Source organism: Aquihabitans sp. G128 (genome assembly GCF_019048865.1).
GTDB lineage: Bacteria > Actinomycetota > Acidimicrobiia > Acidimicrobiales > Iamiaceae > Aquihabitans.
In genome coordinates this window covers 1,212,845-1,237,503 of record NZ_CP077604.1, presented here as the reverse complement: position 1 = coordinate 1,237,503, position 24,659 = coordinate 1,212,845, and the positions used below count along the sequence as shown (strand labels likewise).

Genomic DNA, 24,659 nt, shown 5'->3' with positions numbered 1-24,659 from the left:
ATGGACCACACCCCTGCCGACCTGGCCACCGACGTCGCCGAGCTGCGAGCCGAGCTGGCCCGACTCCGGTCGCTGGTCGAGGCGCAGGGGGCGCCGCCGGCGGCGTCCGCTCCCGCCATCGCCGCGGAGGCCACGAGCGGCGCAGTGGCTCCCACCTCGCTCGACGGCCGCCACGCGGCGGCCCAGCCGGTCTACGGACGCCGCGCCGCGCTGAAGCGCGCCGGCGCGGTGGCCGCCGGGGCGGTGGCCGGCGGCGTGGCGATCGTGGGAGCGTCCGCCAGCCCGGCGGCGGCGGCGACCGTCACGGGTTCCGGCAGCCCGGGCGTGGTGGGCACCGGGCTCGGGGGCGACGGGGTCAGCGGCAGCACCAACGCCGCCTCGGCGAGCGGGGTCTACGGCGCGACGTCGACCGCTGACGCGTACGGCGTCTTCGCCCGCCACGGCACCACCGGGCAGGCCTTCGGCGCCGAGAGCAGCGGCCCCGTGGTGGCGACGGCCAAGGTCACCAATCTCGACCAGGGCCCGGCGCTCGTGGCGGCGACGATCGGCCAGGTCGCCGGGCGCTTCGAGGGCGGCGGCGTGCACGTCGCGGCCAACTCCGCGAGCGCCGCACTGGACGTCCGCAACCAGGGCAACGGCGCCGGGGTCTTCGTCCAGGTGCCCAGCGGGACGGGCAACAGCTTCGGGATCTACAGCATCGCCGACACCGCCGCCCAGTTCGACGGCTTCCTGCACGGGGTCGTGGCCCGCTCGGACCGGGCGCAGATCCGCTTGGGCGGCGGCACCAGCACGCCCCCGCCGCAGCGGAGCGACCTCTACGAGGTGGGCTGCCTCGTCAGCACCCAGGTCGACCTCTGGTACTGCGTCGAGGGCGGCGCACCGGGCAAGTGGCGCAAGGTCTCCGGGACGACCACGGCCGGCGCGTTCCACGTGCTCCCGGCGCCGGCCCGCACCTACGACTCGCGGCCGGGCACCTCGCCCCAGGTCGGGACCAAGGCGCCCCTGGTCGCCAACCAGGCGCGCGTGATCGACCTGAAGGCGAACGGCAGCGGGGTGCCGGCGGGGGCCACCGCGGCGCTGCTGACGGTGCTCCTGGTGAACGCACCCGCAGGAGCGGGGAACGCCACGGTCTGGGCGGCCGGCGTGGGCAAGCCCCAGGCCAACACCGTGGTGTGGGGCCCGAGTGGCGGCCGGTTCACCGCCACCGCGGTGTCGGCCCTCGATGCCCAGGCGCGCATCCAGGTCTCGGCCAACCTGGCGACCGACGTCGTGGTCGACGTGGTGGGGTACTACCGCTGACCGGCGCAGGATCGGTCGGCGGCCGCTCGCGGGATTGAGTACCGGCGGCGGGTCGATGAGTGGCGGGGACCGTGGATCGGCGGACGGCTCCGTGGTCCGATCGCACCATGGACCACGCCCCCGCCAGCTCCCCGCTCGAAGCCACCGTCGCCGACCTCGTCGCCGAGGTCGCCCGCCTCCGGGCGCTCGTCGACCGAGACCGGTCGGCGCCCACCGCAGCCGGGGCCGCCACCCCGCCGACCGCAGACCGGGCCGGTGACGGGCCCGCCTCGGCGGCGCCCGAGGTGCTCGACCGGCGGGCCGCCCTGCGGCGAGCGGGCATGGTGGCGGCCGGTGCCGTGGCCGGGGGCGCCGCTCTCGCCGGCCTGGCCGCGTCGCCCGCTGCCGCCGCGACGGTGGCCGGCAGCGGGAGCCCCGGGGTGCTGGGCACCGGCTTGGGCGGCGACGGCGTGTCGGGCTCCACCGACACCGCGGCGGCGAGCGGCGTCTACGGCACCACCGGCACCGCCGGCGCCTACGGCGTGTTCGCTCGCCACAGCGGGAGCGGCTACGCCCTGGGGGTCGAGGCCAGCTCGTCGGGCTACGCCGCGGTGGCCGTCAAGGCCCTGGGCGCCGGCGACGGCATCGCGGTGACGACCGGCGAGGGCACGGCCATCTTCACCGAGGGGGGAGGGAGCGGGCTCCACGTGCGGACCGAGGGCCCGGCTGCGGGGGTGGCGGTCGAGGCCCTCGGCGGCGGGCCCGGCGTCCTGGTGTTCGGCTCCTCGTCCGGCACGGGGACGGGCGTAGCGGTCAGCAACGTCGACACGGGCGCCACCCTGTACGGGTCGCTGCTGGGGCTGCGCGTCGGGTCGGGCCGCCAGCACCTGGTGCTCGACCCGCCGTTCACCCTCGACCCGCCGCCCCAGCGCAGCACCCCGGGCACGAAGGGCGCCATCGTGCACGACCGCGACGACCTTTGGCTGTGCCTGGCCAGCGGCACGCCGGGCACGTGGCGGAAGCTCGGCGGCGCGAACACCGCCGGCTCGTTCCACGTGCTGCCGGCTCCCGCCCGCATCTACGACTCCCGCAGCGGCACCCTGCCGGCGGTGGGCACGAAGAAGCCCCTCAGCCCGAACGCCGCCCGGTCCCTCGACCTGAAGGCCAACGCCAGCGGCGTGCCGGTGGGAGCGACCGCCGCGCTGCTCACCGTGCTGGTGGTGAACGCCAGCACCGGCAGTGGCAACCTGACGGTGTGGGCCAACGGGGTGGCCAAGCCCCAGGCCAACACCATGGTCTGGGGCGGCGACGCCGGCCGGTTCACCGCGGTGTCGGCCCTCGACGCCCAGGCCTTCGTGCAGGTCTCGGCCAGCCTGGCCACCGACGTGGTCGTCGACGTCGTCGGCTACTACCGCTGACCAGCGCAGGCGGCGGTGTGTGACTCCTGGCGGGGCACGAGCCGTCACCCGTCGGGGTAAGGATGGCCCCGATGTCGCTCACCGATCGCCTCCCGTCCGTGCCGGCCCCTGCGGTGCGCCCGGCGAGCGACGCCACGCCTGGCGGATCAGCCGATGATCAGCAGCGGGCCGGCGCCCTCGGGAAGATGAAGCTGCTGGCCACCGGCCTGCTGGTGCTGGCGGCCGTGGTGTTCGTGGTGGCTCGCCAGTTCCCGGACAACACCCTCGCCGGCTACGTCGAGGCCTTCGCCGAGGCCGCCATGGTCGGCGCCCTCGCCGATTGGTTCGCGGTGACGGCCCTGTTCCGCCACCCGCTGGGCCTGCCCATCCCGCACACGGCGATCATCGCCGAGCGCAAGGACGACATCGGCAAGGGCCTGGGCACGTTCGTCCAGGGCAACTTCCTCTCGGGCCCGGTGATCGCCGAGAAGATCCGCTCGGTCGGCGTGGCCGACCGCATCGGCGCCTACCTGGCCGACCCCACGAACGCCCGCAAGCTCGGCGAGAACGCCGGCGATGCCGTGCAGGCTGCGGTGGAGGTGCTGCGCGACGAGGACGTGGCCCCGGTGGTGGAGCAGATGGTCACCGAGCGGGTGGCCGACGTGCCCGCCGCCGCGCTGGCCGCCAAGGTGCTCGACGCCGCCATCGCCGACGGCCAGCACCAGGTCCTGGTCGAATCGCTGATCGAGGCCACGGCCAAGTTCCTCGACCGCAACACCGACACCATCCGGGCCCGCGTCGAGAAGGAGTCCCCCTGGTGGGTGCCCGACGCGGTCGACGAGCGGATCGTCGCCCGCCTCACCGGTGGCGGCCGGAAGTTCCTCGACGAGGTGGCCGCCGACCCCGACCACGACGTCCGCCACCAGATCGACGACCGCATCCGCGAGCTCGCGGTCAAGCTGCGCACGTCGCCGGAGATGGAGGCACGCGGCGAGGAGCTCAAGGCCCAGCTCCTGGCCCACCCGGCGCTGCGGGCGTGGACCTCCACGCTGTGGACCGACCTCAAGGCCACGCTCATCACCGCCAGCGCCGATCCCGACAGCGAGCTGCGGGCCAAGCTGGAGGCCGGGATCGTCCGCCTCGGCCAGAGCCTCGAGACCGACGCCGAGCTGCGGGCCAAGATCGACGGCTGGGTGGAGCGGACGGTGCTCTACGTGCTCGACCAGTACCGCGACGAGGTGGCCGACCTGATCTCGGGCACCGTGGCCCGCTGGGACGCCGACGACGCCAGCCGCCGCATCGAGCTCCAGGTGGGCCGGGACCTGCAGTTCATCCGCATCAACGGCACGGTGGTCGGGGGCCTCGTGGGCCTCCTGATCCACCTCGCCACCCAGCTCCTCTAGGTCTGCTGCTGCTGCCGCCGCCGCTCCGCTGCCGGGCGCCCGGAGGGATGCCAGCGGCTAGGTGTAGTGACCCGGTAGGTCGTTGACGCGGCTGATGGGTGGGCCGCCGACGGCGGTGTGGTGCCGGTGATGGTTGTAGAGGTGGAGCCAGTCGTCCAGGGCTGCGGTTCTGGTGGCGTTGTCCGGCCAGGGCTGCACGTAGGCCCACTCGTCTAGGAAGGTGCGGTTGAACCGCTCGACCTTGCCGTTGATCTGAGGCGAGTAGGGCGGGATCGACCAGTGCCGAGCACCGGCCTCGCCGATCGCGTCTTGGAAGCGGGCGCAGAGGTACGCCTTGGCGTTGTCGGTCATGACCCCGGTGACATCGATGCCGTGGTCCGCGTAGAAGGCTCTCGCCCTGCGCCAGAACGCGACGCAGGTGTCGGCCTTCTCGTCAGGGTGGATCTCGCTGTAGGCGAGCCGGGACTGGTCATCGACCGCTGAGTGGATGAAGTCCCATCCTGGGCCACGCTTGCGGTTCGGGCGGCTCTCTCGGCCGTGGACCCGCCAACCGCCGCCGTCGGGAACCCGGCCAAGCTTCTTCACGTCGACATGCACCAGCTCGCCCGGCACGCTCCGTTCATAGCGACGGATCACCCGACCTGTCGGCCGGTCCATCCACGCGAGGCGGTTCAGACCGAGCCGACACAGCACCCGGTGGACCGTCGACGCCGGGACCCCGAGCCGGGCGGCGATGCGCACCGGACCGAGCTTCAGTGTCCGCCGGAGGTCCTCGATTGCGGACTCGAGCTCGACGGGGCTGCGATGCGGACACGACCGGGGCCGGCTCGAACGGTCGATGAGGCCGGCTTCGCCGTCGTCTTGCCACCGCCGCCACCACTTGTACGCGGTCGGGCGGGAGATCCCCATCTCCGCAGCCACATGGGCGACTGGTCGGCCAGATTCGATCCGCATCACCAACGTGAGCCGGCCAACGGGCGTGAGCCGAGCGTTACCGTGCACTTCGAGCCTCCTGGTTCGAGCGTGGGTCCTAGACAGCTCCACACTCGCCCAGGGGGCTCACTTCATGCTCGGACCGGTGTCAACAAGGTCCGTGGTCACTACAGCTAGGGGGCGCCGAGGTCCCACATGGCGTCGAGGTCGTGCTGGCTGAACGCCTTGCCTGGGCCCGAGCGGCCCGGCGCCGACGAAGGAGGCGCCAGGAGCGGGAAGGACGGTGGGGTGGCCCTTCTCCGAGGCCCTGGCCGAGGAGCAAGACCTCGTGGCGTGGGCGGCTGGGCGCCCGGAGGGATGTCAGCGGCTAGGAGGCCCCGAGGTCCCACATGGCATCGAGGTCGTGCTGGCTGAACGCCTTGAACGCGATCATGGTGCGGGTCTCGACGATGCCGGGGAGCGACGAGATGTGGCGGGTGACGACCTCGGCGAGGTCGTCGTGGTGCGGGACCCGGATGATGGCGATGAGGTCGACGTCGCCGGCCACGGAGTACACCTCGGCCACCCCGTCGACCTCGGTGAGGGCGCTGGTGAGGGCGGCGATCTGGGCCGGCTCGGCCTTGAGCAACACGAAGGCGTGGACCATGGCCGGAGGCTACCCGGCTACCTGCTGGGCGTCGGCGGCCAGGTCTGGGGCTGCGGCGGCTCGGTCTGCGGCGCGACCCGGGTGTCGTCGGCGGGACCGGGGCTGGGCGGAGCGGCCGCCGTCGGCCTGGTGGCAGGGCGAGGGGCAGGCGGGGGCGGGAGGGGGCTCCGCGCTCCGCCTTCCGGGGTGCGCACCAGGGGTGGCGCGGCGAGCGGGCGGTCGTGCAGGCCGTTGCCCCGGTCGAGCTCCACCAGCTCCTGGTGCGCTTCGGCGAGGCGGTCGACCCGGGCGGTGATGTCGGCCAGCGTGCCGTCGTCGGCGCTGAGGCCCCGCGGGGTGCGCACCTGGGTGCTGAGCGCCACGAGGCGGGCGGCGGCCGCCTCGACGTCGTCGACGGACCGTCCCAGCTGGTGCAGCGGGCCGCGACGGGCCCCGGCGGCCAGGACGGCGAGCCGGGCGACCTGGCGGTCGAGCAGCACGGCCTGGGCGCGCAAGTCCTCGGCGGTGGCCACCAGCGGCGAGGGCTCCACCTTGCGGGCCTTGCGACCGGTGGGGCGGAGGTCGTCGGCCACCGCGGTGGTGCTGGTGCCGACCTTGGCCAGCCGGCGGTGGAGCTTGGCGGGCGCACGCGGGTCGACGAGCCAGGTGAGCGGGGCGTCGGTGGGCACCGCGGGGTCGACGCGGTGGTGGCGGTTGACCCGGTTGCGGGCGATCAGGGCCACGATGCACGCCAGGGTGGTGGCGGTGCAGAGGATGGCGATGAGGGCGACCAGCAACCACTCCATCGGCCAAGGGTACCGGGGGTCCCGCCCCGTTCAGGGGGCGGGGATGATGCCGAGCTCCATGGCCCGGGTCACCGCTGCGGTGCGCCCCTCGACGCCGAGCTTGGTGAAGATGTGGAGGAGGTGGGTCTTCACCGTGGCCTCGCCGATGTGGAGCTTGGCGGCCGCCTGGGCGTTGCTGGCGCCGCTGGCCACCACGTGCAGCACGTCGATCTCGCGGGCCGTCAGGGCCTCATGGGTGTCCCGGAGGCGCCGGACGAGCCGGGCCGCCACGGCCGGGGCGAGGACGGTCTCGCCTCGGGAGGCGGCGCGGATGGCGTCCACCAGCACGGCCCGGGGCGTGTCCTTGAGCAGGTAGCCGGCGGCGCCGGCCTCGACGGCGCGCAGGATGTCGGCGTCGGTGTCGTAGGTGGTGAGCACCAGGACGTGGGAGGCGGGCGCCACCCGGGCGATCTCGGTGATGGTCCCGACGCCGTCGAGGTTGGGCATCCGGAGGTCGCTGAGGACGACGTCGGGCCGCAGGTCGGCGGCGAGGCGCACCGCTTCGAGCCCGTCGGCGGCCTGGCCCACCACCTCCAGGTCGTCCTCGGTGGCCAGCATGCCCGCCAGCCCTTCGCGCACGACCGGGTGGTCGTCGACGATCAGGACGCGGATCACGGGACGGCCACCAGGACGCGGGTGCCGTGGCCCGGTTCGGAGTCGACCTGCACGCGCCCGTCGACGGTGGCCAGCCGGTCCCGCATGCCCCGGAGGCCGAAGCCGGCGACCGGGTCGGCCGGGTCGAAGCCGGTGCCGTCGTCGTCGACCTGGAGGGTCACCTCGCCGTCGTAGCGCAGCGCGATGGTCACCGCGGTGGCCGATGCGTGCTTGCGCACGTTGGCCAGCGACTCCTGGGCCGCCCGCAGCAGCGCGACCTCGACGGTCGGCGGGAGCTTCCGCTGCTCGCCGGTCACCGCCACGGTGCTGGCCACGCCGGTCTCGGCGCTGAAGCGGTCGGCCACCCGCTCGATGGCGTCGGGGAGCGTCCGGGCGTCCAGCGCCTCGGGCGCCAGGTCGGCGATGAGGCGGCGGGCGTCGCCCAGGCCCGAGCGAGCGGTGTCGATGGCGAGCTCGACCTGGCGGCGAGCCGTGGCATCGGGCGCCAGCCCCGCCTCGACGGCCTGCAGCAGCATCACGATGCTGGTGAAGCTCTGGGCGAGGGTGTCGTGGATCTCGCCGGTGAGCCGGCTGCGCTCGGCCGCCACGCCCGCCTCCCGTTCGGCCGCCGCCAGCTCGGCCTGGGTGGACTCGAGCTGGGCGATGAGGTCGCTGCGGTCCCGGCTCTGGTCGATGATCCCGTGGATCCAGCGGGCGAAGGTGATGGCGGCCAGCACGATGGCCATGGCCCACACGAGGGTGAACACCGCCTCGCCCGGGGTGGGGTCGCCGTAGCGGAGGTTGGCCACCGCGATCTCGATGCCGAGCAGCCCGGCCAGCCACGACGCCGGTCGCAGCTCGACGTTGGCGAAGATGGTGGAGAACAGCGCGGTCAGCACCAGGAAGAAGGCGGGGTGGACCAGCACCAGCGGCAGCCAGAGCAGCACCGAGCCGAGGCCCCAGGTGATCGAGCGCCGCTGTGCCCCCCGGTTGCGGGCCAGGTCGGGCCGGAGGGCCACGTACCAGTTGACCATCAGCACCGAGATGCCGACGACGAAGACCTTGCCGCCGCCCGAGAGGTCCGGGTCGCCCAGCGCCGCCACGAGGCTGAGGCAGAGCAGCACGGGGATGAACAGGTGCCAGGCCCACGCCACCCGCTCCCAGGCGTGGGGCGAGGCGTCGCCCGTGGCGCAGCCCTGGTCGGTCATGGTGCCATCCTCGTCCACGCCGCAGCCGCCGTCAGCCGCGTGGCGGATCCGCTCGACCGCGGTCACGACCGCTCCCGCCAGCTGAAGGTGGCCCGGGCGAGGAAGAAGCCGCCGATGGTCCAGGCGAGCAGCACCGTCAGCACCATCGGTCGCTGCCAGCTGCCGCCGGTCTCGTGGGCGGCGAAGCCGTCGGGCAGGAACGCCGAGCGCATGCCGAGGGCCATCCACCGCAGCGGGAAGATCGATGCCACCACCTTGAGCGGCGTCGCCAGGTCGGTGAAGTCGAGGAACGTCCCGGAGATGAACTGCAGGGCGAGGAACGGCGGCGTGACCACCGCTGGAGCGTTCTCCCCGTTCTTGCACAGGCGGGAGAAGGCGATGCCCAGCAGCGACGTGCTGGCCACGCCGAGCACGAACACGGCCACGAACATGGCCCAGTCGACGAGGGAGTCGGGGAGGTGGAGGCCGTAGAAGCCGAGACCGATGGCCAGCAGGATGACCGTGCCTGCCACCGCGATCACCAGGGTCCGCACGAAGAGGCCGATGAGGTAGGAGCCCACCGGCATCGGGGTGGCGGCCCACCGCTTGATGCGGCCGGTGTCGCGCTGCACGGCCACCGTGTTGGCCAGGTTGGAGAAGCCGGCGGTGGCGATCGAGATGGCCAGCACCCCGGCGGTCATGTACTGGGCGACGGTGACCCCGCCGGTGCCCTTGATGGTCTCGTTGAAGACCGAGGCCAGCAGCACCAGCAGCATCACCGGGAACAGCAGGCCGAAGATGAGGGCGGCCCGGGAGCGGAAGAACTCCTTGAGCTGCAGGCGGCCCAGTAGGACGCCGAGGCGGACGGTGCGGCGCCACGAGGGGTCGACGACGGGTGCCGCGCCGGCCCCGGGGTGCGGGACGGTCACGTCGGTCATCGGGTTGCCTCCAGGTCGGCGGGGGATGGGTCGCCGTGCTCGGCGACCAGGGCGAGGTAGGTGTCCTCGAGCGAGCGGCGGGTGACCGCCAGCTCGGGCAGCTCGTCGCTGCCGGCGTCGCGGCTCCAGGCCGCGAGCAGGCCGACCACCTCGGTGGGGCGCCAGGTGCGGACCCGGACCAAGGGGGCCGCGTCGGCGGTGGCGGGGCCCACCTCGAGGCCGTCGAGCGCCGGTGGGTCGCCCAGCCCGCCGGTGAGCCGGAACGAGACGGTGGTCTCGGCCTCGCCCCGGCCGCCGAGCGACGCCGGCGTCCCCTCGGCCACGATGCGGCCACCGACGATGACGGCGAGCCGGTCGGCCAGGCGCTCGGCCTCCTCCAGGTAGTGCGTGGTGAGCAGCACCGTCTTGCCCGAGCCGATGAGCTGCTCGACCAGCTCCCACGCCTGGCGACGGGCCTCGGGGTCGAGCCCGGTGGTGGGCTCGTCGAGGAAGATCAGCTCCGGGTCGCCGATGATCCCGAGGGCGACGTCGAGGCGCCGCTGCTGCCCGCCCGAGAGCGTGCTGCACCGCTGGCCGCGCTGTGGCTCCAGGCCCACGAGGCGCAGCGCCTCGGCGGGGTCGATGGGCCGCGGGTAGAGCAGCGCCTGGAACTCGACCAGCTCGGCGCAGGTGAGGTCCTCGGGCAGCTTGGTCTCCTGGTGCACGATCCCCACGCGTGCCCGCCAGTCGTCGCCGGCGGTGGCGGGGTCGGCGCCGAGCACCTGCACGGTGCCGCTGGTCGCCGTGCGGTAGCCCTCGAGGATCTCGACCGTGGTGGTCTTGCCGGCGCCGTTCGGGCCCAGCAGGGCGAACACCTCGCCTCGCGAGATCGACAGGTCGATGCCGCGCACCGCCTCGTGGTCGCCGTAGCGCTTGGTCAGGGACTCGAGCTCGATCACCGGTTCCGGGGTCATGGCACCAGCGTGCGCCCGCCGTCGCCGGCCGGGAACGACGCTGTGGTGGATCGGGCCTCCACCGTTCGGTGGAGGCCCGTCATCAGCGGGGGAGGGGCTCGAAGGAGGGGAGGGCGGGGTACGCCGAGGCCAAGCCCCGGTCGGAGTGGATGACGCGGATGCGGGCGGCCTCCTTGTCCATCCACGCGGCGACGCAGGCCAGCTCGTCGGCGAGGGCCTTGGGCACGGGCAGGCCGGGGCCGGAGGGATCGTCGCCGAGCGGCGCGGAGAGCGAGTCCGGTGCCGCCGGGTCGAGGTCGAGCGGGAGGGGGAGCGCGACGATGCCGGTGCGGTCGATGCGCCACGCCCGCACCAGCCGGCCGTGGTCGAGCTCGGCACCCGATCGCCCGCCCAGCTCGACCACCACGCGCCCGGCGCCCCGCAGCGCGTCGAACCGGCGCTGGCGGCGCAGCGCGGCGGTGAGCGCGGCCGCCCGGTCGCGCATGTCGGCGGCCTCCTCGAAGCGCTCGGCCTGGGCGAGGGCGTGCATCTTCTGCTCGAGCGGCACCAGCAGCACCGACGGGTCGTGCAGCAGGCCCCGGCGCACGGTGGCGACCGTGACGGCGTAGGCCTCCTCGCTGAGCTGGCCGTCGCACGGGCAGGCGGCGACGCCGAGCTGCGCGTCGGCGCACGGGCCCGAGCGGAGCTGGCGCCCCGGGTTGCCCGAGCACCGTCGCAGCGGGATCGCCGTCTCGATGGCCTCGGCCACCCGGCGCGCCGCCTTGGTGGAGGGGAGCGGCCCGAGGTACAGGGCGGCGTCAGGCCGGATGGCCTTCACCACCGAGAGGCGGGGGAACCGCTCGTCGGTGAGCTTGAGGTACACGTACCGGCGCCAGGTGGTGAGCTGGCGGTTGAAGCGCGGCTCCAGGCGGTGGATGAGCCGGACCTCGAGGACCGCCGCCTCCAGCGGGCTGGGGCAGACGACGTGGTCGATCCGCTCGGTCTCGCGGAGCAGCTGGCCCACCTTCTTGCGCTCGTCGCCGGAGAAGTAGGAGCGCACCCGGGTGCGGAGGTTCGACGCCTTGCCGACGTAGAGCGTGCGGCCGGCGGCGTCACGGAACAGGTAGACGCCGGGGCTGCGGGGCAGCTTGTCGGTGAGGCGGAGCTTGGCGGCCTGGGGGTGCCCGTCGATCTTCGGGAGGTCGATCAGGTCGTCGAGCCCGCACACGCCGAGGCGGCCGGCCCGCTCCAGCAGGAGGTGGAGGAGGTCCGCCGTGGCGAGGGCGTCGTCGAGGGCGCGGTGGCTCGGCCGGTGCTCGAGGCGCAGGCGGTCCGCCAGGGTGCCGAGCTTGCAGTTCGGCACCTCGTCGCGCACCAGCCGGCGGGCCAGCCCGAGCGTGTCGACCACCCGGTTGGCCAGCTTGGGCCGCCCGGTGCGCTCCATGGCGCCGTTCAGGTAGCCGAGGTCGTAGCGGACGTTGTGGCCGACGATCACCGCATCGCCCAGGAACTCGAGGAAGGTGGGCAGCACCACCTCCGGCGGCGGCGCCTCGTCCACCATGCGCTGGCTGATGCCGGTGAGCACGGTGATCTGGCGGGGGATGAGGTGGCCGGGGTTCACGAACGTGCGGAAGGTGCCGAGCTGCTCGCCGCCGCAGTACTTCACCGCGCCGATCTCGGTGATCCCCCCGTCGGCGGCGGTGCCGCCCGTGGTCTCGAGGTCCAGGACGCAGAACGTGACCTGGTGGAGGGGGGTGCCGAGGTCGTCGAAGCTGGCCTGCATGGAGGGACCGTACCGAACATCCGTTCTGCGAACAAGCGTTCTCTTCGGCGTCGTCCACGAGCCCGTGCCGAGCGCCGGGAGGTGCTCGCGATCGGCCTCCACCGGTAGCGTGGCCGCCGTGTCCAACCTCGTCCGCTACCGGTGCACGTCCTGCGGGAACCTGACCCGCTTCGACGTCACGTCCACCCGTCGCACCACCGCCTTCCACCACTACACGGTCGGCGGTGAGCTGCACGTCGAGGACGAGCAGGTGCTCGAGGACCGCATCGAGTCGGTGGAGTGCCGCTGGTGCGGCACCGCCGGCAAGGTCGAGGTGCTCGACGCCGAGGCGGCGGCCTCCGCCTCCGCCGAGGCCGCCTCGGAGGGCTGATCGCCCCGGACCCGAAGCTGCTGCGCGACGCCTGCCGCCTCGCGGTGGAGGTGGCGCGCGACGGCGAGCTGGCCGAGCCGCGCCTCCCCGCTCCGTCGGGCCTGCGCACGGTCCTCGGCTTCAGCCGGCTCTCGGCGGCGGCCTACGCCATCATCCGCCGGGCGATCGACGAGGACGAGGCGTTCCGCGGGCGGGTGGCTGCGGCGGCGTCCGAGGCCGAAGTCGGCCGAGCGGGCTGGCTCTGGCTGCAGCGTCCCATCGGCTGGGAGGACGACCCGTCGCTGGCGGTGGCCGTCGACGACCACGACCACGGCCGTGGCCAGGCTCGGTTGCGCCGTGAGCGGGACGGCGCCGAGGCCGCCGCCGCCCGGTGGAAGGAGCGCGCCGAGGCGGCCGAGGCCGCTCGCTCGCGGGTCGAGGTGCAGCTCGCCGACGCGATGGCGACGGGGAGGGCCGAGGCGGCCGCCGACCATGCGGCGGACCGGGCCCGGCTCGGGGAGGAGCGCAACGCCGCGGTGCGGGAGCAGAAGCGGCTCGAGGCCGAGCTCGCCGCCACCCGCCGAGACCTGAAGGCCGCTCGTTCCGCCCTGGTGGCGGCCGAGGCGGACCTCGCCGCAGCCCGCCGGGCGACGAGCCCGCCATCGGGCGACCGCGAAGCACCCTCGGCCGTGCCGGTGCCTGCAGTGCCGACTGCTCCGGGCGGTCCCGCGGCGGCGGCCCGACCGGCGCCGGCCGACGGGTCCGACCGGTCCGAACCCTTCGACCGGCGGGCGGCGCGGGACGCGGTCGGCGCCGCGGCCCGGGCGGCAGCCGACCTCTCGGCGGCCCTGGCCGGCGTCGCCGAGGCCCTGGCCGCTCCGGGGGCGGGCGACGACGGCTCGGACGGACGGTGGCCGCCGCCGGATGCGACGCCCGTCGGCGCACGCCGGGCCCGGCGTGGCGCACCCCGGTCGGCGCGCTCGGGCGAGCGCGCCCGCCCCGAGCACCGACGGGCGCAGCCCCCACTGCCCCCGGGAGCGTTCGCCGGCTCGGCCGAGGCCGATCGCCACCTCGTCGCGTCCGGCCAGGCGGTCCTGGTGGTCGACGGCTACAACCTCGCCCGATCGGCGTGGCAGGGGCTGGCCCCGGAGGAGGAGCGACGACGCACCGTGGCCCTGCTCGAGGAGGTGCGCGCCCGTTCCGGTGGCGACGTCACAGTGGTCTTCGACGGGCAGGACGACGCGGTGGCGCCCACCGCCAGCCGGTCGATCCGCGTGCGGTTCTCGGCCTCGGGCACCACCGCCGACGACGCCATCGCCGCGTTGCTCGGGCTGCTCCCGGCCCACCAGCCGGTGGTGGTGGTGTCGTCGGACGGCGAGGTGGCCGACGACGCCCGCCGACAGGGGGCCGCGGTCCTCTCGTCGGCGGCCTTCCTCGCCGCCGCCGGCCGCTGAGGAGCGGGCGGGCCTCGTTGTCACTGGGGGTGGGGATGATCGGACCTCACCCACCTGGAGGTCCCGATGGCCGTTGCCGGCTCCCTTCCCGAATCGAACCCCGGCCCGCCCGAGGCCCTGTCGATCGACTGCGACGAGTGCGCGCTGCAGCACACCGAGGCGTGCGCCGACTGCGTGGTGACCTTCCTCTGCGGGATGGAGGCGAGCACGCCGGTGGTGGTCGACCTGGCCGAGGCCCGTGCGCTGCGCGAGCTGGACGTCGCCGGGCTCGCCCCGCCGCTGCGCCACCGCCGTCGCACCGGCTGACGGCGCACCGGTCCCGCCTGCGAGCATGGTCCGGTGACCCGCCCGCTGCGCTACGAGGACCTGGCCGCGGTCGGCCGCGCCGCCGGGCTCGACGTGGTGGGGGCGTGCTCGGCCGCGGTGTTCACCGCAGCCCGCACCGCCATCGAGGAGCGCAAGGCCGCCGGGCTCAACGGGTCCATGCAGTTCACGTACCGGAACCCGGTCCGGTCGACCGATCCCTCGGCCACCCTTCCCGGCGCCCGCACGCTCCTCGTGGCCGCCTGCTCCTACCACCGGGACCCGCCGGAGCCGCCGGACGGGCCGGGGCCGGTCGCCCGGGTGGCCCGCTACGTCTGGGCCGATGACCAGGCCCGGCTGCTGGGCGGCCTGGAGGCGATGGCCGTGCCGCTCCGCGCCGCCGGCCACCGGGCGGTGGTGCTGTCGGACCAGAACCACCTGGTCGACCGGGCCGCCGCGCAGCGCGCCGGCCTCGGCTGGTTCGGCAAGAACGCCAACCTGCTGCTGCCCGGCCGGGGCAGCTGGTACGTCCTGGGGTCGGTGCTGACCGACGCCGGCCCGGACGCCATCGCCGGGCTCCCGGCCGAGGTGGAGGTGGTCGACGGGTGCGGCGGCTGCGAGCGGTGCCTGACGGCCTGCCCCACCGGCGCCATCGTGGCGCCCGGCGTCGTCGATGCCCGCCGCTGCCTCTCGTGGTCGTTGCAGGTGAAGGGCCCGTTCCCCCGCGAGCACCGCGTGGCGCTGGGCGATCGCATCTACGGCTGCGACGACTGCCAGGAGGTGTGCCCGCCCAACAAGCGGGAGCTGCGCCGCGCCGAGCCCGGCGGCCGGGGCGAGGCCGTGCCGGTCGGCGACCCGTCGCAGGCCTGGGTCCGGGTGCTGGCCCTGCTCGCCGCCACGGACGAGGAGCTGCTCGACCGCCACGGCCGCTGGTACTTCCCCGACCGGGACCCGGCCTACCTCCGCCGCAACGCGCTCGTGGTGCTGGGCAACGTCGGCGACGGGGCCGAGCCCGAGGTGCGCGCTGCGCTGCACGCCGCGCTCGGGCACCCCCACCCGGTGGTGCGGGCCCAAGCCGTGTGGTCGGCCCGGCGGCTGGGGTGCGACGATCTGCTGGTGGCGGTGAGCGAAGATCGGGACCCCGAGGTCCGAGCCGAGCTGGCCGCCCCGGCCGAGCCCCTCCCGTCTCCCACCCCGCGAGCGTCGTGAAGCACCTCCTCGTCACCAACGACTTCCCTCCGAAGATCGGCGGCATCCAGTCGTACCTGTGGGAGCTGTGGCGCCGGTTGCCTGCGCACGAGGCCACGGTGCTCACCACGCCCTACGAGGGCGCCGAGGCCTTCGACGCCGCGACCGAGCTGCGGATCGTCCGCACGCCCGAGAAGGTGCTGCTGCCCACGCCGTCGCTGCGGAAGCGGATCCTCGCCCTCGCCGACGAGGTGGGCGCCGAGCTGATCCTGCTCGACCCGGCGCTGCCCGTCGGGCACCTCGGCCCCAGCCTCGGCCGGCCCTACGGCGTGGTGCTGCACGGCGCCGAGGTGACGGTCCCGGGTCGGGTGCCCGGGCCCCGCCACGCGCTGGCTCGGGTCCTGCGCGGCGCCGAGCTCGTCATCGCCGCCGGCGGCTACCCGGCCGACGAGGGCGAGCGGGCGGCCGACCAGGCCCTGCCCGTGGTGCTGGTGCCGCCGGGCGTCGACACCGACCGCTTCCGTCCCCTCGATGCCGCCGAGCACGCCGCCGCACGGCAGCGCTTCGGCGTCGCGCCGGGCGCCCAGCTGGTGGTGTCCGTCAGCCGCCTCGTGCCCCGCAAGGGCATGGACGTGCTCATCCGGGCCGCCGCCCAGCTGGCCCCCGACCGCCCCGACCTCGAGGTGCTCATCGGCGGCACGGGACGGGACCTGGTCCGGCTGCAGAAGCTGGTGGGCCAGACGCGGGCGCCGGTCCGGCTCCTCGGCCGGGTCGACGACGACCTCCTGCCGCTGCTGCACGGCGCGGCCGACGTCTTCACCATGGCGTGTCGCAACCGCTGGCTGGGCCTCGAGCAGGAGGGCTTCGGGATCGTGTTCGTCGAGGCCGCGGCGTGCGGCGTGCCCCAGGTGGCCGGGCGCAGCGGCGGCGCCCACGAGGCGGTCGTCGACGGCCGAACCGGTCTGGTCGTCCAGGACCCCTCCTCGGTCGACGAGCTGGCGTCCTCGCTGCGGGCGCTGCTCGCCGAGCCCGACCGCCGCCGGGAGATGGGCCTCGCCTCGCGAGCCCGGGCCGAGGCGGAGTTCTCCTACGACGTGCTGGCCGCGCGGCTGGCCGACGCCCTGGGATCGATGGGAGCACCGTGATCGACGACGCCGCCGACGCCATCGAGCCGGAGCCCGCGACCGCCAGCCCGGCGCCCAGGCCGCAGGGGCCCCGCCGCCCGCCGATCGTCGAGGTCGAGGGCTCGCCCTGGTCGAACGCGCCGGGCGCCGGCATCCTCAAGCTCGACCTGGCCGGCACCCTGCTGCTGCTCGCGGTGACCGTGGTGGCGTCGCTGTGGGAGAACGACGCCACCGACCTCGCCAACCTGGTGGTGTCCGGCGTGCTGTTCCTCGGCGGGTGCCTGGCCTTCGCCGTGGGCTTCCTCCGCGGGGTCGGTCGCAGCCGCGAGGAGGTCGTCGACATGGCCGGGCTCTTCTACCTGACCGGCTCCGGTCCCAAGGCGGTGCGCCGGGTGCTGCTGGGCCTGTGGTTCGCGCAGATCGCCATCGCCGTGGCCAGCGTGGCCACCGTGCAGCCGCCGTTCGCCATGCTCGCCTGGCTCTGGGGCATCGGCCTGCTGCCGGTGTGGGGGTCGCGGCACGGGGTGTTCCCGCCCCGGCCGCTTCCGGACGGTCCGGGTCGGCGTTCTAGGCCACAATGACCTCCATGGCCGACCGCGTCACCGAGCACACCACCATCGCCGCGCCCCTGGAGACCATCCGGGCCGTCCTGCTCGACTTCCCCACCTATCCGGAGTGGGCCAAGGACCTCAAGTCGATCGAGGTGCTCGAGACCGACGACCAGGGCCGGGGCACCTCGGTGCGGTACCGGGCCGCCGGCATGGGCCGGTCCACCTCGTACACGCTGGGCTACGACCACAGCGACCCGGCTCGGGTGGCCTGGAAGCTCACCGACGGCGACATCGTCCGCAAGCTCGACGGCCACTACGAGATGCAGGCCGAGGGCGACGCCACCGCCGTCACCTACGAGCTGGAGGCGGAGCTGATCGTGCCGCTGCCCGGCTTCGTCAAGCGCCGCACCCAGGGCCGGATCATGCACACCGCCCTCAACGAGCTCAAGGCCCGCGTCGAGGGCCTGGACGGCCCGTCGGCCCCGTGAGGGTCCTGCTCTTCACCGGCAAGGGCGGCGTCGGCAAGACCACCACCGCGGCCGCCAGCGCCCTCCGCTGCGCCGACGCCGGCCTGCGCACCATCGTGCTCAGCACCGATCCCGCCCACTCGCTGGCCGACGCCTACGACGTCGCCCTGGGCGACCACCCGGTCGAGGTCGCGCCGAACCTCTGGGGCCAGCAGCTCGACACCCAGGCCCGCATGGAGGACACGTGGGTGGAGATCCAGGCCTGGCTCATGCAGGTCTTCGAGTGGGCGGGCGTGGCGGCCATCGAAGCCGAGGAGCTGGCGGTGATCCCGGGGCTCGACGAGATCTTCAGCCTCAGCGACATCAAGGGCTACGCCGACAGCGGCGAGTGGGACGTGGTGGTGGTCGACTGCGCCCCCACGGCCGAGACCCTCCGGCTGCTCTCGCTGCCGGAGATCCTGCGCTGGTACATGGACCGCGTCTTCCCGATGAGCCGCAAGCTCAACAAGGTGGTGTCGCCCATCCTCGGTCGGGTGGCGGGGCTGCCCACGCCCGGCGACGACGTGTTCGGCTCGGCGTCGAAGTTCTACGACCGCCTCGACGGCGTGCGCGAGCTGCTCTGCGACACCGAGCGCACCAGCGTGCGGCTGGTGGTCAACCCGGAGCGGCTGGTGGTGGCCGAGGCCCGCCGCACCCACACCTACCTCTCGCTGTTCGGCTACCGGGTCGATGCCGTGGTCGCCAACCGGCTGCTGCCCGAGGCCATCTCCGACCCCTGGTTCGAGCCGTGGAAGGCCCGCCACGCCGAGCACCTCACCGCCATCGAGGAGGGCTTCGCCCCGCTGCCGATCCTCCGGGCCGAGCTGGCCGCCGACGAGCTGGTGGGCATCGAGGCCCTCCGGGCCTTCGGCGCCGGCCTCTACGGCGACCTCGACCCGTCGGAGGTGCTGCACCCGGGGGAGCCCCTGCAGGTGGTCAAGAAGGGCAGCGGCTACGAGCTGGTGCTCGAGCTGCCGTTCGCCGACAAGGACGACCTCGAGCTGGGTCGCCGAGACGACGAGCTGCTCATCCGGGTGGGCAGCCACCGTCGCGCCCTGCTGCTCCCGGACTCGCTGCGCCGCCGTCCCGTGGGGGCGGCCTCGCTGCGCGACGGCCGCCTGCACGTGACCTTCGCCGGCGACGCCGACCGTGACCGAACCCGCTCGTCGGCCGGCGGGCGGGTCGCACGGCGCGCCGGGGCCGGACGATGACCCCGGGCGACCACGACGATCCGAGCGACGACGACCTCGGCTTCCACGACGACCTCGACGACGACGGGTGGGGCGGCGACGGCGCAGCCGACGACCCGCTCGGCCGGCTGCGCGACCTCGCCGAGGGCGACCCGCGGGTCCAGGCCGGCGTCGAGCACCTGCAGCGGGCGGCCCGCGAGGTCATCGCAGCGTCCCGAGCCCTGCTCGACGTCGCCGACGACCTCGTCGAGGACCCCAAGGCGCTCGGCGGCCTCGTCGGGCTGCTCGGTTCGGTCGGCGACGTGGCGGCCCGCCTGTCCCGCGCCGCCGGTCCCGCCAAGCCGTGGGCGGGTGGCCACGAGGGGGGCGGAGACGCCGACGACGACGGCGACGAGCCGCCCGTCCAGCGCATCCCCGTGTCCTAGCCCTGGCCTGGGTGTCCTGTCCGATTCACCGGCCATCGGGTACCGTCGAGGCTTCAACCGCCCGCTTCTGGCCAACCGGGCGGCGACGAGACTGAGGTGCGATGAAGGTCCTCCATGTGCGTGACGCCGCGGGAAGCGATGCCCCGGTCGAGCTGCATCCCCAGATCACGGTGGTCCGGGGCCTCGATCCCGCTCGCCGGGCCTGGTTGCTGGACGTCCTCGGACGACTCGCCGGTGGGCGCGGCCTGCCCGCCACCGGCGAGCTCGACGCCCACGGCATCCGCTTCGACCTCGACGACGACGCCCTGGCGCTGCTCGGGTTGGACGAGTCGGTGCCCACCGTCGTCACCGCCGCCGACCTGCCGGGCCACGACCCGGCGCTGGCCGAGGCCGTGCGCGCCCACGCCGAGGCCCGCCGCCATCGAGACGACCTGGCGGCCCAGCTCGACGGCCACCGTGCCGCGCTGGGCGGGGCCGTCGAGGAGCGCGACCGCGCCGCCGCCACGCTGGGCGAGCTGCAGCGGGGCGAGGGCCCGGCACGCGACGCCATCGCCGCAGCCGGCGCCGAGCGCAGCCGGCTGGAGCTCGAGCTGCAGGGCGCCCGCGGCGCGTGCGAGCAGGCCGAGGTGGCCCTCGCCGAGGCCGTCAACGCCCGCGAGGGCGTGATCCAGGAGCGCAACCGCGCCAACGACCGCCTCGAGGCCGCCCGCGCTCGGCGCCAGGCCGCCATCGCCGCCGCCACCCAGGCCGCGGCGGCCGTCGAGGAGGCCCGCTCGGGCTCGGAGACCCTGGTCGACCCCGCTCGGGTCGCCGAGGCCGCCCGCCAGCGCCTGGCGGCTGCCGAGCAGGCCGCGGCCGACGCCGACCCCGACCGGGACGAGTCGCCGGTGAGCCGGCGGCTCGCCGACCTCGAGCGCCGTCGCGTCGAGCTGGCCCGCCTCGAGGCGGCCATGGGCGAAGGCGGCAGCGAATCGGTCGCCCAGGCGCTCGACGGGCTGCTCGGCGCCTCCTCGGACGCGCCGCCGGTCGTCGCCGCGCTGGCCCTGGCCGACACGTGGCGCGACCTGCACCAGCAGATCAGCGCCCTCGAGGCGGGGGTGTCCCGCGAGGAGCGCGAGGCCGAGGAGCGGGTCGCCGCCGCCCGTCGCTCCGTCATCGAGGCCGAGTCCGACTTCAACCAGCCGGTCCTCACCCCCGAGCAGATCGCCAAGGTCGAGACCTCGCACACCGCCGTGCTCGAGGCCCAGGACCGCTCCGAAGGGCGGTTCGGTGGCAGCCGGGCCCGCAAGCGCCTCGAGGAGCTGCGCTCCGACGAGCGCCGGGTGCTCGAGCGCCTCGGGTTCTCCACCTACGCCGACTACATGATGAGCTCGTCGAGCCGGGGGGTGGGCCCCGCCAACCGGGCCATCCTCGAGACCGCCCGCAACAACCTCGGCCACGCCGAGAGCCAGCTCACCACCCTGCCCGGCGCCGGCGACCGTGCCCGCCGCCGCGCCGAGCTGCTGCAGCGGCGCGACGCCGTGGCGCCCCGGGTCGCCGAGCTGCTCGGCCACGAGGCCACCGGGCCCGAGGCCGAGGACGAGCTGCGCAACCTCCGCGAGCCCGTGGCCGCCGACGAGGGCGCCCTCGCCCTGCTCGCCGAGCGCCTCACCGCGGTCGGCATCGACGTCGGCCCCGCACCGCACGAGCGCGAAGAGGTCGAGCTGCTCGCCAAGGCCTACCTGGCCGAGGAGCGCGCCGCCGAGGCGCAGCGCACCGACGTCACCAAGGCCATCTCGGCCCTCGACACCGCGGTCGACGACCTGCGTGCCGCCCAGCGCAGGGGCGTCACCGAGCTGCCCGACCTCGAGCCGCTGCCCGAGCTGGCCGAGCCCGTGCCGGCGCCGGGCGATGCCGCCGAGGAAGCGGCGGCGCTCACCCTCCGCGAGGCCCGCTGGGCCGAGGTCGAGTCGGCCCGCACCACCGTGGCCGAGGCCGAGGCCGAGGTCGTCCGGCTCTCCGGGGCTGCCGAGCGGCTCGCCACCCTCGAGCAGGAGCTCGCCGACCACACCCGGGCCGAGAGCGAGGCCGCATCGGCGCTCGCCGCGGCCGAGGCCGAGGCCTCGGTCGACGTCAACGCCCAGATCGAGGCCACCATGGCCAGGGTCGCCGAGGCGGAGGCCGACCTCGCCCGCTGCCGGGCCGCGGTGGACGATGCGACCGCCGCGATCACCGCCCACCAGGGCTCGTCGGGCGCCGAATCGCTGGTCGCCGACGCCGGCCAGCGGGTGAGCGTCGCCGAGGCCGCCCTCGCCGAGGTGGCGGGCGCGGAGCAGACCACCGCCGCGGCCCTCGCCGAGGCCGAAGCCGCCCTGGGCGCCGCGAGCGACCGCGAGGCCTCGGTGTCGGCGGCCGCCGCGGCCATCGATCGCAGCACCCTCGTCGACGACGTCGAGTGGGAGCTGCTCAGCCGCTTGGCCCGCGTCCGCTCCGTCGGTCCCGGCGGCTCGGTGCCGCTGGTGCTCGACGACCCCTTCCCGGTCCTCGACGACGCCGAGGTGACCCGGGTCCTCGATCGCCTCGCCGGCATCGCCGGCGCCGTGCAGGTCGTGGTCATCAGCGATCGCGCCGCCGTGGCCGACTGGGCCGCCGGGCTCGGTGCGGACCGCGTGGGCGTCCACGCGGCGGCGTGAGCGACCTCGGGACCGGCCTGGTCTGCGGGCTCGACCTGGGCGGCACCAAGCTCCTCGGCCTCGTCGCCGATCCCGCCGCCGACAGCCCGGTGGTGATGGACAAGGTCCCCACCGCCCACGGGGCCGACGCGGTGGTCGACAGCCTCGTCGCCCTCGCCCAGGACCTCATCGGGCGGGTCGACGGCCCGGTGGTGGCCCTCGGCCTGGGTGCCCCCGGCCTCGTCGACCGCACCGGCACCCTGCGCTACGGCCCCAACATCCCCGGCGTGATCGACCTGCCCTTCGCCGAGGTGCTCGGTGGGCGGCTGGGCATCCCGGTGGTCGTCGACAACGACGCGACGTGCGCCGCTTGGGCCGAGCACGAGAAGGGCGCCGCTCGCGGCGCCAACCACTCCGTCACCGTCACCCTCGGCACCGGCATCGGTGCCGGCATCACCGTCAAGGGCGAGGTGCTGCGCGGCGCGCACGGCTACGCCGGCGAGCCGGGCCACATGGTGGTCGATCCGTCGGGCCCCCTGTGCCCGTGCGGCCGGCGAGGCTGCTGGGAGCGCTACGCCTCGGGCTCGGGCTTGGGCTGGCTGGCACGCGAGGCGGCGGTGGCCGGCGTCGCCCGCCGCGTGGTCGAGCTGGCCGGGGGAGACCCCGAGTCGGTGCGCGGCGAGCACGTCACGGCGGCGGCCGCCGAGGGCGACGACGAGGCCCTCGCCGTGGTCCGCCGGTTCGCGTGGTGGGTGGCCCTCGGCGTGGCCAACCTGGTCAACATCCTCGACAGCGAGATCGTGGTCATCGGCGGTGGCCTGGCCGAGGCCGGCGACCTGCTGCTCGACCCCATCCGCGCCGCCTACGCCGAGCTGGTGATGGGCGCGGACCACCGCGAGCCGGTCCCGATCGTGCAGGCGGCCCTCGGTGAGCGCGCCGGCGCCTGGGGCGCCGCCCTCCTCGCCTCCGCCCGCACCTGAACCTCGCCAGGCGAAGCTGGTGCCCTCGGCCCGGTCGAGGGGCTCGGCGGTCTCCCGCTCGGCCTTGGCCCGGCCTTCGAAGCCCTTGACGTTGGCGAACGTGCCGTGGCCGAGGACCCGTCAGGCGAAGCTGGTGCCCTTGGCCCGGTCGAGGGACTCGGCGATCTCCTGCTCGGCCTTGGCCCGGCCTTCGAAGCCCTTGACGTTGGCGAACTTGCCGGGCTCCAGCTGCTTGTAGACCTCGAAGAAGTGCTCGATCTCGTCGGTGAGGTGGTCCGGCAGCTGGTCGATGTCCTGGACGTGGTCCCAGCGGGGGTCGCCGTGGGGGACGCAGATGATCTTGGCGTCGGGGCCGGCGTCGTCCTCCATCCAGAAGACGCCCACCGGGCGGGCCCGCACCCGGCAGCCGGGGAAGGTGGGCTCCTCCATGATGACCAGGGCGTCGAGCGGGTCGCCGTCCTCGCCGAGGGTGTGGTCCACGTAGCCGTAGTCGGCGGGGTAGACGGTGGCGGAGAACAGCCGCCGGTCCAGCCAGATCTCGCCGGTCTCGTGGTCGATCTCGTACTTGTTGCGGCTGCCGCGGGGGATCTCCACCACCACGGGCACGTAGGCCTCGCCATCGGTCATGGGCCCAGCATGGCAGGCCCCCGGCGACCGGCCCCACCTCGGACGGCGATCCCATGCCCGGCCGTTGCGGAGGGGGCGCGTACCGTGGCCCCATGGAGTTCCGCCGGATCACGAACCTGCCGCCCTACGTCTTCACCATCATCGACGGGCTGAAGGTGGAGGCCCGCCGGAAAGGGGTCGACGTGATCGACCTGGGCTTCGGCAACCCGGACCTGCCGTCGCCGGCGGTGGCGGTCGAGAAGCTCAGCGAGGCGGCCCACAACAGCCGCAACCACCGCTACAGCTCCAGCCGCGGCATCCCCAAGCTGCGCGAGGCGGTGGCCGACCTCTACCTCCGCCGCTTCGGTGTCGTCCTCGACCCCGAGCGCGAGATCATCTCCACCATCGGCGCCAAGGAGGGCTTCAGCCACCTGATGTGGGTGCTGCTGCAGCCCGGAGACGCCGCCCTCGTGCCGTCGCCGTCGTACCCCATCCACATCTGGGGCCCGCACCTCGCCGGCGCCGACGTGCGCGAGATCCCCATGGGCACCGACCAGGACTTCTTCGAGAACATCCAGGAGGCCTACGAGTACTCGTGGCCCAAGCCGCGGGTGATCGTGCTGTCGTTCCCGCACAACCCCACCACGGCCTGCGTCGACGTCGACTTCTTCCAGCGGGTGGTCGACTTCGCCCGGGAGAAGGACGTGATCGTCGTCCACGACAACGCCTACGCCGAGCTGGGCTTCGACGGCTACGAGCCGCCGAGCATCCTGCAGGCCGAGGGGGCCAAGGAGTGCGCCGTCGAGCTTTACTCCATGACCAAGTCGTTCTCCATGGCCGGTTGGCGGGTGGCCTACCTCGTCGGCAACGCCGAGGTGGTGCAGGCCCTGGCCAAGCTCAAGAGCTACCTCGACTACGGCACCTTCCAGCCCATCCAGATCGCCGCCACCGTGACGCTCAACGAGGACCCCGGCCACCCCCGAGAGGTCCAGCCCATCTACCAGGCCCGGCGCGACGCGCTCTGCGACGGCCTCAACCGCATCGGTTGGGAGATCACCCCGCCCCAGGGGACCATGTTCGCCTGGGCGCCGATCCCCGAGCCCTACCGCGAGCTCGGCAGCATCGAGTTCGCCTCGATGCTGGTGCGCGAGGCCCAGGTGGCCACCTCGCCCGGCGTCGGCTTCGGTCCGGGCGGCGACGGCCACGTCCGCTTCGCCCTCATCGAGAACGAGCAGCGCATCCACCAGGGCGTCCGCAACCTGAAGAAGGCGTTGACCAAGCTCTCCTAGGTGGTCCTGGCCGGGTGCGCCCATCGGAGGTGCGGGAGCCGTTGACAGGGATCCCCGTCGTCGCTACCGTCACGTAGCACTCCCGGGCGGGGCTGCCGCAGATCGCGGTGCGCCGGCGTCGTCCCCCG

The 24,659-nt window shown here is 74.6% G+C and carries 24 protein-coding genes; 15 read left to right on the top strand and 9 right to left on the bottom strand.

Annotated features, from left to right (window positions below; translation table 11 throughout):
* The 3 genes from KSP35_RS05835 (at position 1) to KSP35_RS05825 (ending at position 4,078) form a co-directional block, all read left to right on the top strand.
* Positions 1 to 1,299, top strand: a complete 1,299-nt coding sequence (locus KSP35_RS05835) for a hypothetical protein (RefSeq protein ID WP_216999791.1) — start codon at positions 1 to 3, stop codon at positions 1,297 to 1,299.
* Positions 1,300 to 1,406: 107 nt separating this feature from the next.
* Positions 1,407 to 2,696, top strand: coding sequence for a hypothetical protein (locus tag KSP35_RS05830; RefSeq protein WP_216999790.1), 1,290 nt, complete (start codon positions 1,407 to 1,409; stop codon positions 2,694 to 2,696).
* Positions 2,697 to 2,767: 71 nt separating this feature from the next.
* Positions 2,768 to 4,078, top strand: coding sequence for a DUF445 domain-containing protein (locus tag KSP35_RS05825; RefSeq protein ID WP_216999789.1), 1,311 nt, complete (start codon positions 2,768 to 2,770; stop codon positions 4,076 to 4,078).
* 57 nt (positions 4,079 to 4,135) lie between these two features.
* On the opposite strand, the gene KSP35_RS05820 is transcribed toward KSP35_RS05825, so the two are convergent.
* The 8 genes from KSP35_RS05820 to KSP35_RS05785 all read right to left on the bottom strand — a co-directional run bounded on the left by KSP35_RS05820 (position 4,136) and on the right by KSP35_RS05785 (position 11,915).
* Entirely contained in the window at positions 4,136 to 5,032 is an 897-nt protein-coding gene (locus KSP35_RS05820; RefSeq protein WP_254126793.1) for an IS481 family transposase, read from the bottom strand.
* Between the two features lie 346 nt (positions 5,033 to 5,378).
* The gene (locus tag KSP35_RS05815) at positions 5,379 to 5,657 is read right to left on the bottom strand and encodes an Lrp/AsnC family transcriptional regulator (RefSeq protein ID WP_216999788.1); all 279 of its coding nucleotides are present in this window, start codon (positions 5,655 to 5,657) and stop codon (positions 5,379 to 5,381) included.
* 17 nt (positions 5,658 to 5,674) lie between these two features.
* A complete protein-coding gene (locus tag KSP35_RS05810; protein ID WP_216999787.1) occupies positions 5,675 to 6,442 on the bottom strand; it encodes a hypothetical protein in 768 nt (255 codons plus the stop codon).
* 30 nt (positions 6,443 to 6,472) lie between these two features.
* A complete protein-coding gene (locus tag KSP35_RS05805; protein ID WP_216999785.1) occupies positions 6,473 to 7,096 on the bottom strand; it encodes a response regulator transcription factor in 624 nt (207 codons plus the stop codon).
* Positions 7,093 to 8,283: a sensor histidine kinase gene (locus tag KSP35_RS05800; RefSeq protein WP_216999783.1), complete on the bottom strand. Its 1,191-nt coding sequence runs from the start codon at positions 8,281 to 8,283 to the stop codon at positions 7,093 to 7,095. The genes KSP35_RS05805 and KSP35_RS05800 overlap by 4 nt, the downstream gene beginning before the upstream one ends.
* Before the next feature lie 62 nt (positions 8,284 to 8,345).
* Positions 8,346 to 9,200, bottom strand: a complete 855-nt coding sequence (locus tag KSP35_RS05795; RefSeq protein WP_216999781.1) for an ABC transporter permease — start codon at positions 9,198 to 9,200, stop codon at positions 8,346 to 8,348.
* Positions 9,197 to 10,153 (bottom strand): ABC transporter ATP-binding protein, encoded by a 957-nt coding sequence (locus KSP35_RS05790; protein ID WP_216999779.1) that lies wholly within the window; start codon positions 10,151 to 10,153, stop codon positions 9,197 to 9,199. The genes KSP35_RS05795 and KSP35_RS05790 overlap by 4 nt, the downstream gene beginning before the upstream one ends.
* Before the next feature lie 82 nt (positions 10,154 to 10,235).
* Positions 10,236 to 11,915, bottom strand: coding sequence for a DEDD exonuclease domain-containing protein (locus tag KSP35_RS05785; protein ID WP_216999777.1), 1,680 nt, complete (start codon positions 11,913 to 11,915; stop codon positions 10,236 to 10,238).
* A gap of 118 nt (positions 11,916 to 12,033) precedes the next feature.
* Here KSP35_RS05785 and KSP35_RS05780 point away from each other — a divergent pair, with 118 nt between their 5' ends.
* From KSP35_RS05780 to KSP35_RS05730, 11 genes are all read left to right on the top strand, one after another.
* Positions 12,034 to 12,285 (top strand): hypothetical protein, encoded by a 252-nt coding sequence (locus tag KSP35_RS05780; RefSeq protein WP_216999775.1) that lies wholly within the window; start codon positions 12,034 to 12,036, stop codon positions 12,283 to 12,285.
* On the top strand, positions 12,204 to 13,718 hold the full coding sequence (locus tag KSP35_RS05775) for an NYN domain-containing protein (protein WP_216999773.1): 1,515 nt from the start codon (positions 12,204 to 12,206) through the stop codon (positions 13,716 to 13,718). The genes KSP35_RS05780 and KSP35_RS05775 overlap by 82 nt, the downstream gene beginning before the upstream one ends.
* Positions 13,719 to 13,784: 66 nt before the next feature.
* Entirely contained in the window at positions 13,785 to 14,024 is a 240-nt protein-coding gene (locus tag KSP35_RS05770; RefSeq protein ID WP_216999771.1) for a hypothetical protein, read from the top strand.
* A gap of 33 nt (positions 14,025 to 14,057) precedes the next feature.
* The gene (queG, locus tag KSP35_RS05765) at positions 14,058 to 15,230 is read left to right on the top strand and encodes a tRNA epoxyqueuosine(34) reductase QueG (protein ID WP_216999769.1); all 1,173 of its coding nucleotides are present in this window, start codon (positions 14,058 to 14,060) and stop codon (positions 15,228 to 15,230) included.
* Positions 15,227 to 16,354 carry a glycosyltransferase family 4 protein gene (locus KSP35_RS05760; RefSeq protein WP_216999767.1) on the top strand — a complete coding sequence of 376 codons (1,128 nt, stop codon included), beginning with the start codon at positions 15,227 to 15,229 and terminating at the stop codon, positions 16,352 to 16,354. The genes queG and KSP35_RS05760 overlap by 4 nt, the downstream gene beginning before the upstream one ends.
* Complete coding sequence (locus KSP35_RS05755; protein WP_216999765.1) at positions 16,351 to 16,914, top strand: hypothetical protein; 564 nt, start codon at positions 16,351 to 16,353, stop codon at positions 16,912 to 16,914. The genes KSP35_RS05760 and KSP35_RS05755 overlap by 4 nt, the downstream gene beginning before the upstream one ends.
* A 5-nt stretch (positions 16,915 to 16,919) precedes the next feature.
* On the top strand, positions 16,920 to 17,372 hold the full coding sequence (locus KSP35_RS05750; protein WP_216999763.1) for an SRPBCC family protein: 453 nt from the start codon (positions 16,920 to 16,922) through the stop codon (positions 17,370 to 17,372).
* Positions 17,369 to 18,601 carry an ArsA family ATPase gene (locus KSP35_RS05745; protein WP_216999761.1) on the top strand — a complete coding sequence of 411 codons (1,233 nt, stop codon included), beginning with the start codon at positions 17,369 to 17,371 and terminating at the stop codon, positions 18,599 to 18,601. The genes KSP35_RS05750 and KSP35_RS05745 overlap by 4 nt, the downstream gene beginning before the upstream one ends.
* Positions 18,598 to 19,005, top strand: a complete 408-nt coding sequence (locus KSP35_RS05740) for a hypothetical protein (RefSeq protein WP_216999759.1) — start codon at positions 18,598 to 18,600, stop codon at positions 19,003 to 19,005. The genes KSP35_RS05745 and KSP35_RS05740 overlap by 4 nt, the downstream gene beginning before the upstream one ends.
* 101 nt (positions 19,006 to 19,106) lie before the next feature.
* On the top strand, positions 19,107 to 21,677 hold the full coding sequence (locus KSP35_RS05735) for a hypothetical protein (protein ID WP_216999757.1): 2,571 nt from the start codon (positions 19,107 to 19,109) through the stop codon (positions 21,675 to 21,677).
* Complete coding sequence (locus tag KSP35_RS05730; protein WP_216999755.1) at positions 21,674 to 22,636, top strand: ROK family protein; 963 nt, start codon at positions 21,674 to 21,676, stop codon at positions 22,634 to 22,636. Before KSP35_RS05735 ends, KSP35_RS05730 begins: the two co-directional genes overlap by 4 nt.
* Before the next feature lie 120 nt (positions 22,637 to 22,756).
* On the opposite strand, the gene KSP35_RS05725 is transcribed toward KSP35_RS05730, so the two are convergent.
* A complete protein-coding gene (locus tag KSP35_RS05725; RefSeq protein ID WP_216999753.1) occupies positions 22,757 to 23,263 on the bottom strand; it encodes an inorganic diphosphatase in 507 nt (168 codons plus the stop codon).
* Positions 23,264 to 23,355: 92 nt separating this feature from the next.
* Here KSP35_RS05725 and KSP35_RS05720 point away from each other — a divergent pair, with 92 nt between their 5' ends.
* On the top strand, positions 23,356 to 24,531 hold the full coding sequence (locus tag KSP35_RS05720) for an aminotransferase class I/II-fold pyridoxal phosphate-dependent enzyme (RefSeq protein WP_216999751.1): 1,176 nt from the start codon (positions 23,356 to 23,358) through the stop codon (positions 24,529 to 24,531).
* Positions 24,532 to 24,659: the final 128 nt, after the last annotated feature.

Coding starts and splice junctions, on each gene's coding strand:
- KSP35_RS05835 (WP_216999791.1), top strand. CDS start 1: ATGGACCACACCCCTGCCGACCTGGCCACCGACGTCGCCGAGCTGCGA.
- KSP35_RS05830 (WP_216999790.1), top strand. CDS start 1,407: ATGGACCACGCCCCCGCCAGCTCCCCGCTCGAAGCCACCGTCGCCGAC.
- KSP35_RS05825 (WP_216999789.1), top strand. CDS start 2,768: ATGTCGCTCACCGATCGCCTCCCGTCCGTGCCGGCCCCTGCGGTGCGC.
- KSP35_RS05820 (WP_254126793.1), bottom strand. CDS start 5,032: ATGCGGATCGAATCTGGCCGACCAGTCGCCCATGTGGCTGCGGAGATG.
- KSP35_RS05815 (WP_216999788.1), bottom strand. CDS start 5,657: ATGGTCCACGCCTTCGTGTTGCTCAAGGCCGAGCCGGCCCAGATCGCC.
- KSP35_RS05810 (WP_216999787.1), bottom strand. CDS start 6,442: ATGGAGTGGTTGCTGGTCGCCCTCATCGCCATCCTCTGCACCGCCACC.
- KSP35_RS05800 (WP_216999783.1), bottom strand. CDS start 8,283: ATGACCGACCAGGGCTGCGCCACGGGCGACGCCTCGCCCCACGCCTGG.
- KSP35_RS05795 (WP_216999781.1), bottom strand. CDS start 9,200: ATGACCGACGTGACCGTCCCGCACCCCGGGGCCGGCGCGGCACCCGTC.
- KSP35_RS05790 (WP_216999779.1), bottom strand. CDS start 10,153: ATGACCCCGGAACCGGTGATCGAGCTCGAGTCCCTGACCAAGCGCTAC.
- KSP35_RS05785 (WP_216999777.1), bottom strand. CDS start 11,915: ATGCAGGCCAGCTTCGACGACCTCGGCACCCCCCTCCACCAGGTCACG.
- KSP35_RS05770 (WP_216999771.1), top strand. CDS start 13,785: ATGGCCGTTGCCGGCTCCCTTCCCGAATCGAACCCCGGCCCGCCCGAG.
- KSP35_RS05750 (WP_216999763.1), top strand. CDS start 16,920: ATGGCCGACCGCGTCACCGAGCACACCACCATCGCCGCGCCCCTGGAG.
- KSP35_RS05740 (WP_216999759.1), top strand. CDS start 18,598: ATGACCCCGGGCGACCACGACGATCCGAGCGACGACGACCTCGGCTTC.
- KSP35_RS05735 (WP_216999757.1), top strand. CDS start 19,107: ATGAAGGTCCTCCATGTGCGTGACGCCGCGGGAAGCGATGCCCCGGTC.
- KSP35_RS05725 (WP_216999753.1), bottom strand. CDS start 23,263: ATGACCGATGGCGAGGCCTACGTGCCCGTGGTGGTGGAGATCCCCCGC.
- KSP35_RS05720 (WP_216999751.1), top strand. CDS start 23,356: ATGGAGTTCCGCCGGATCACGAACCTGCCGCCCTACGTCTTCACCATC.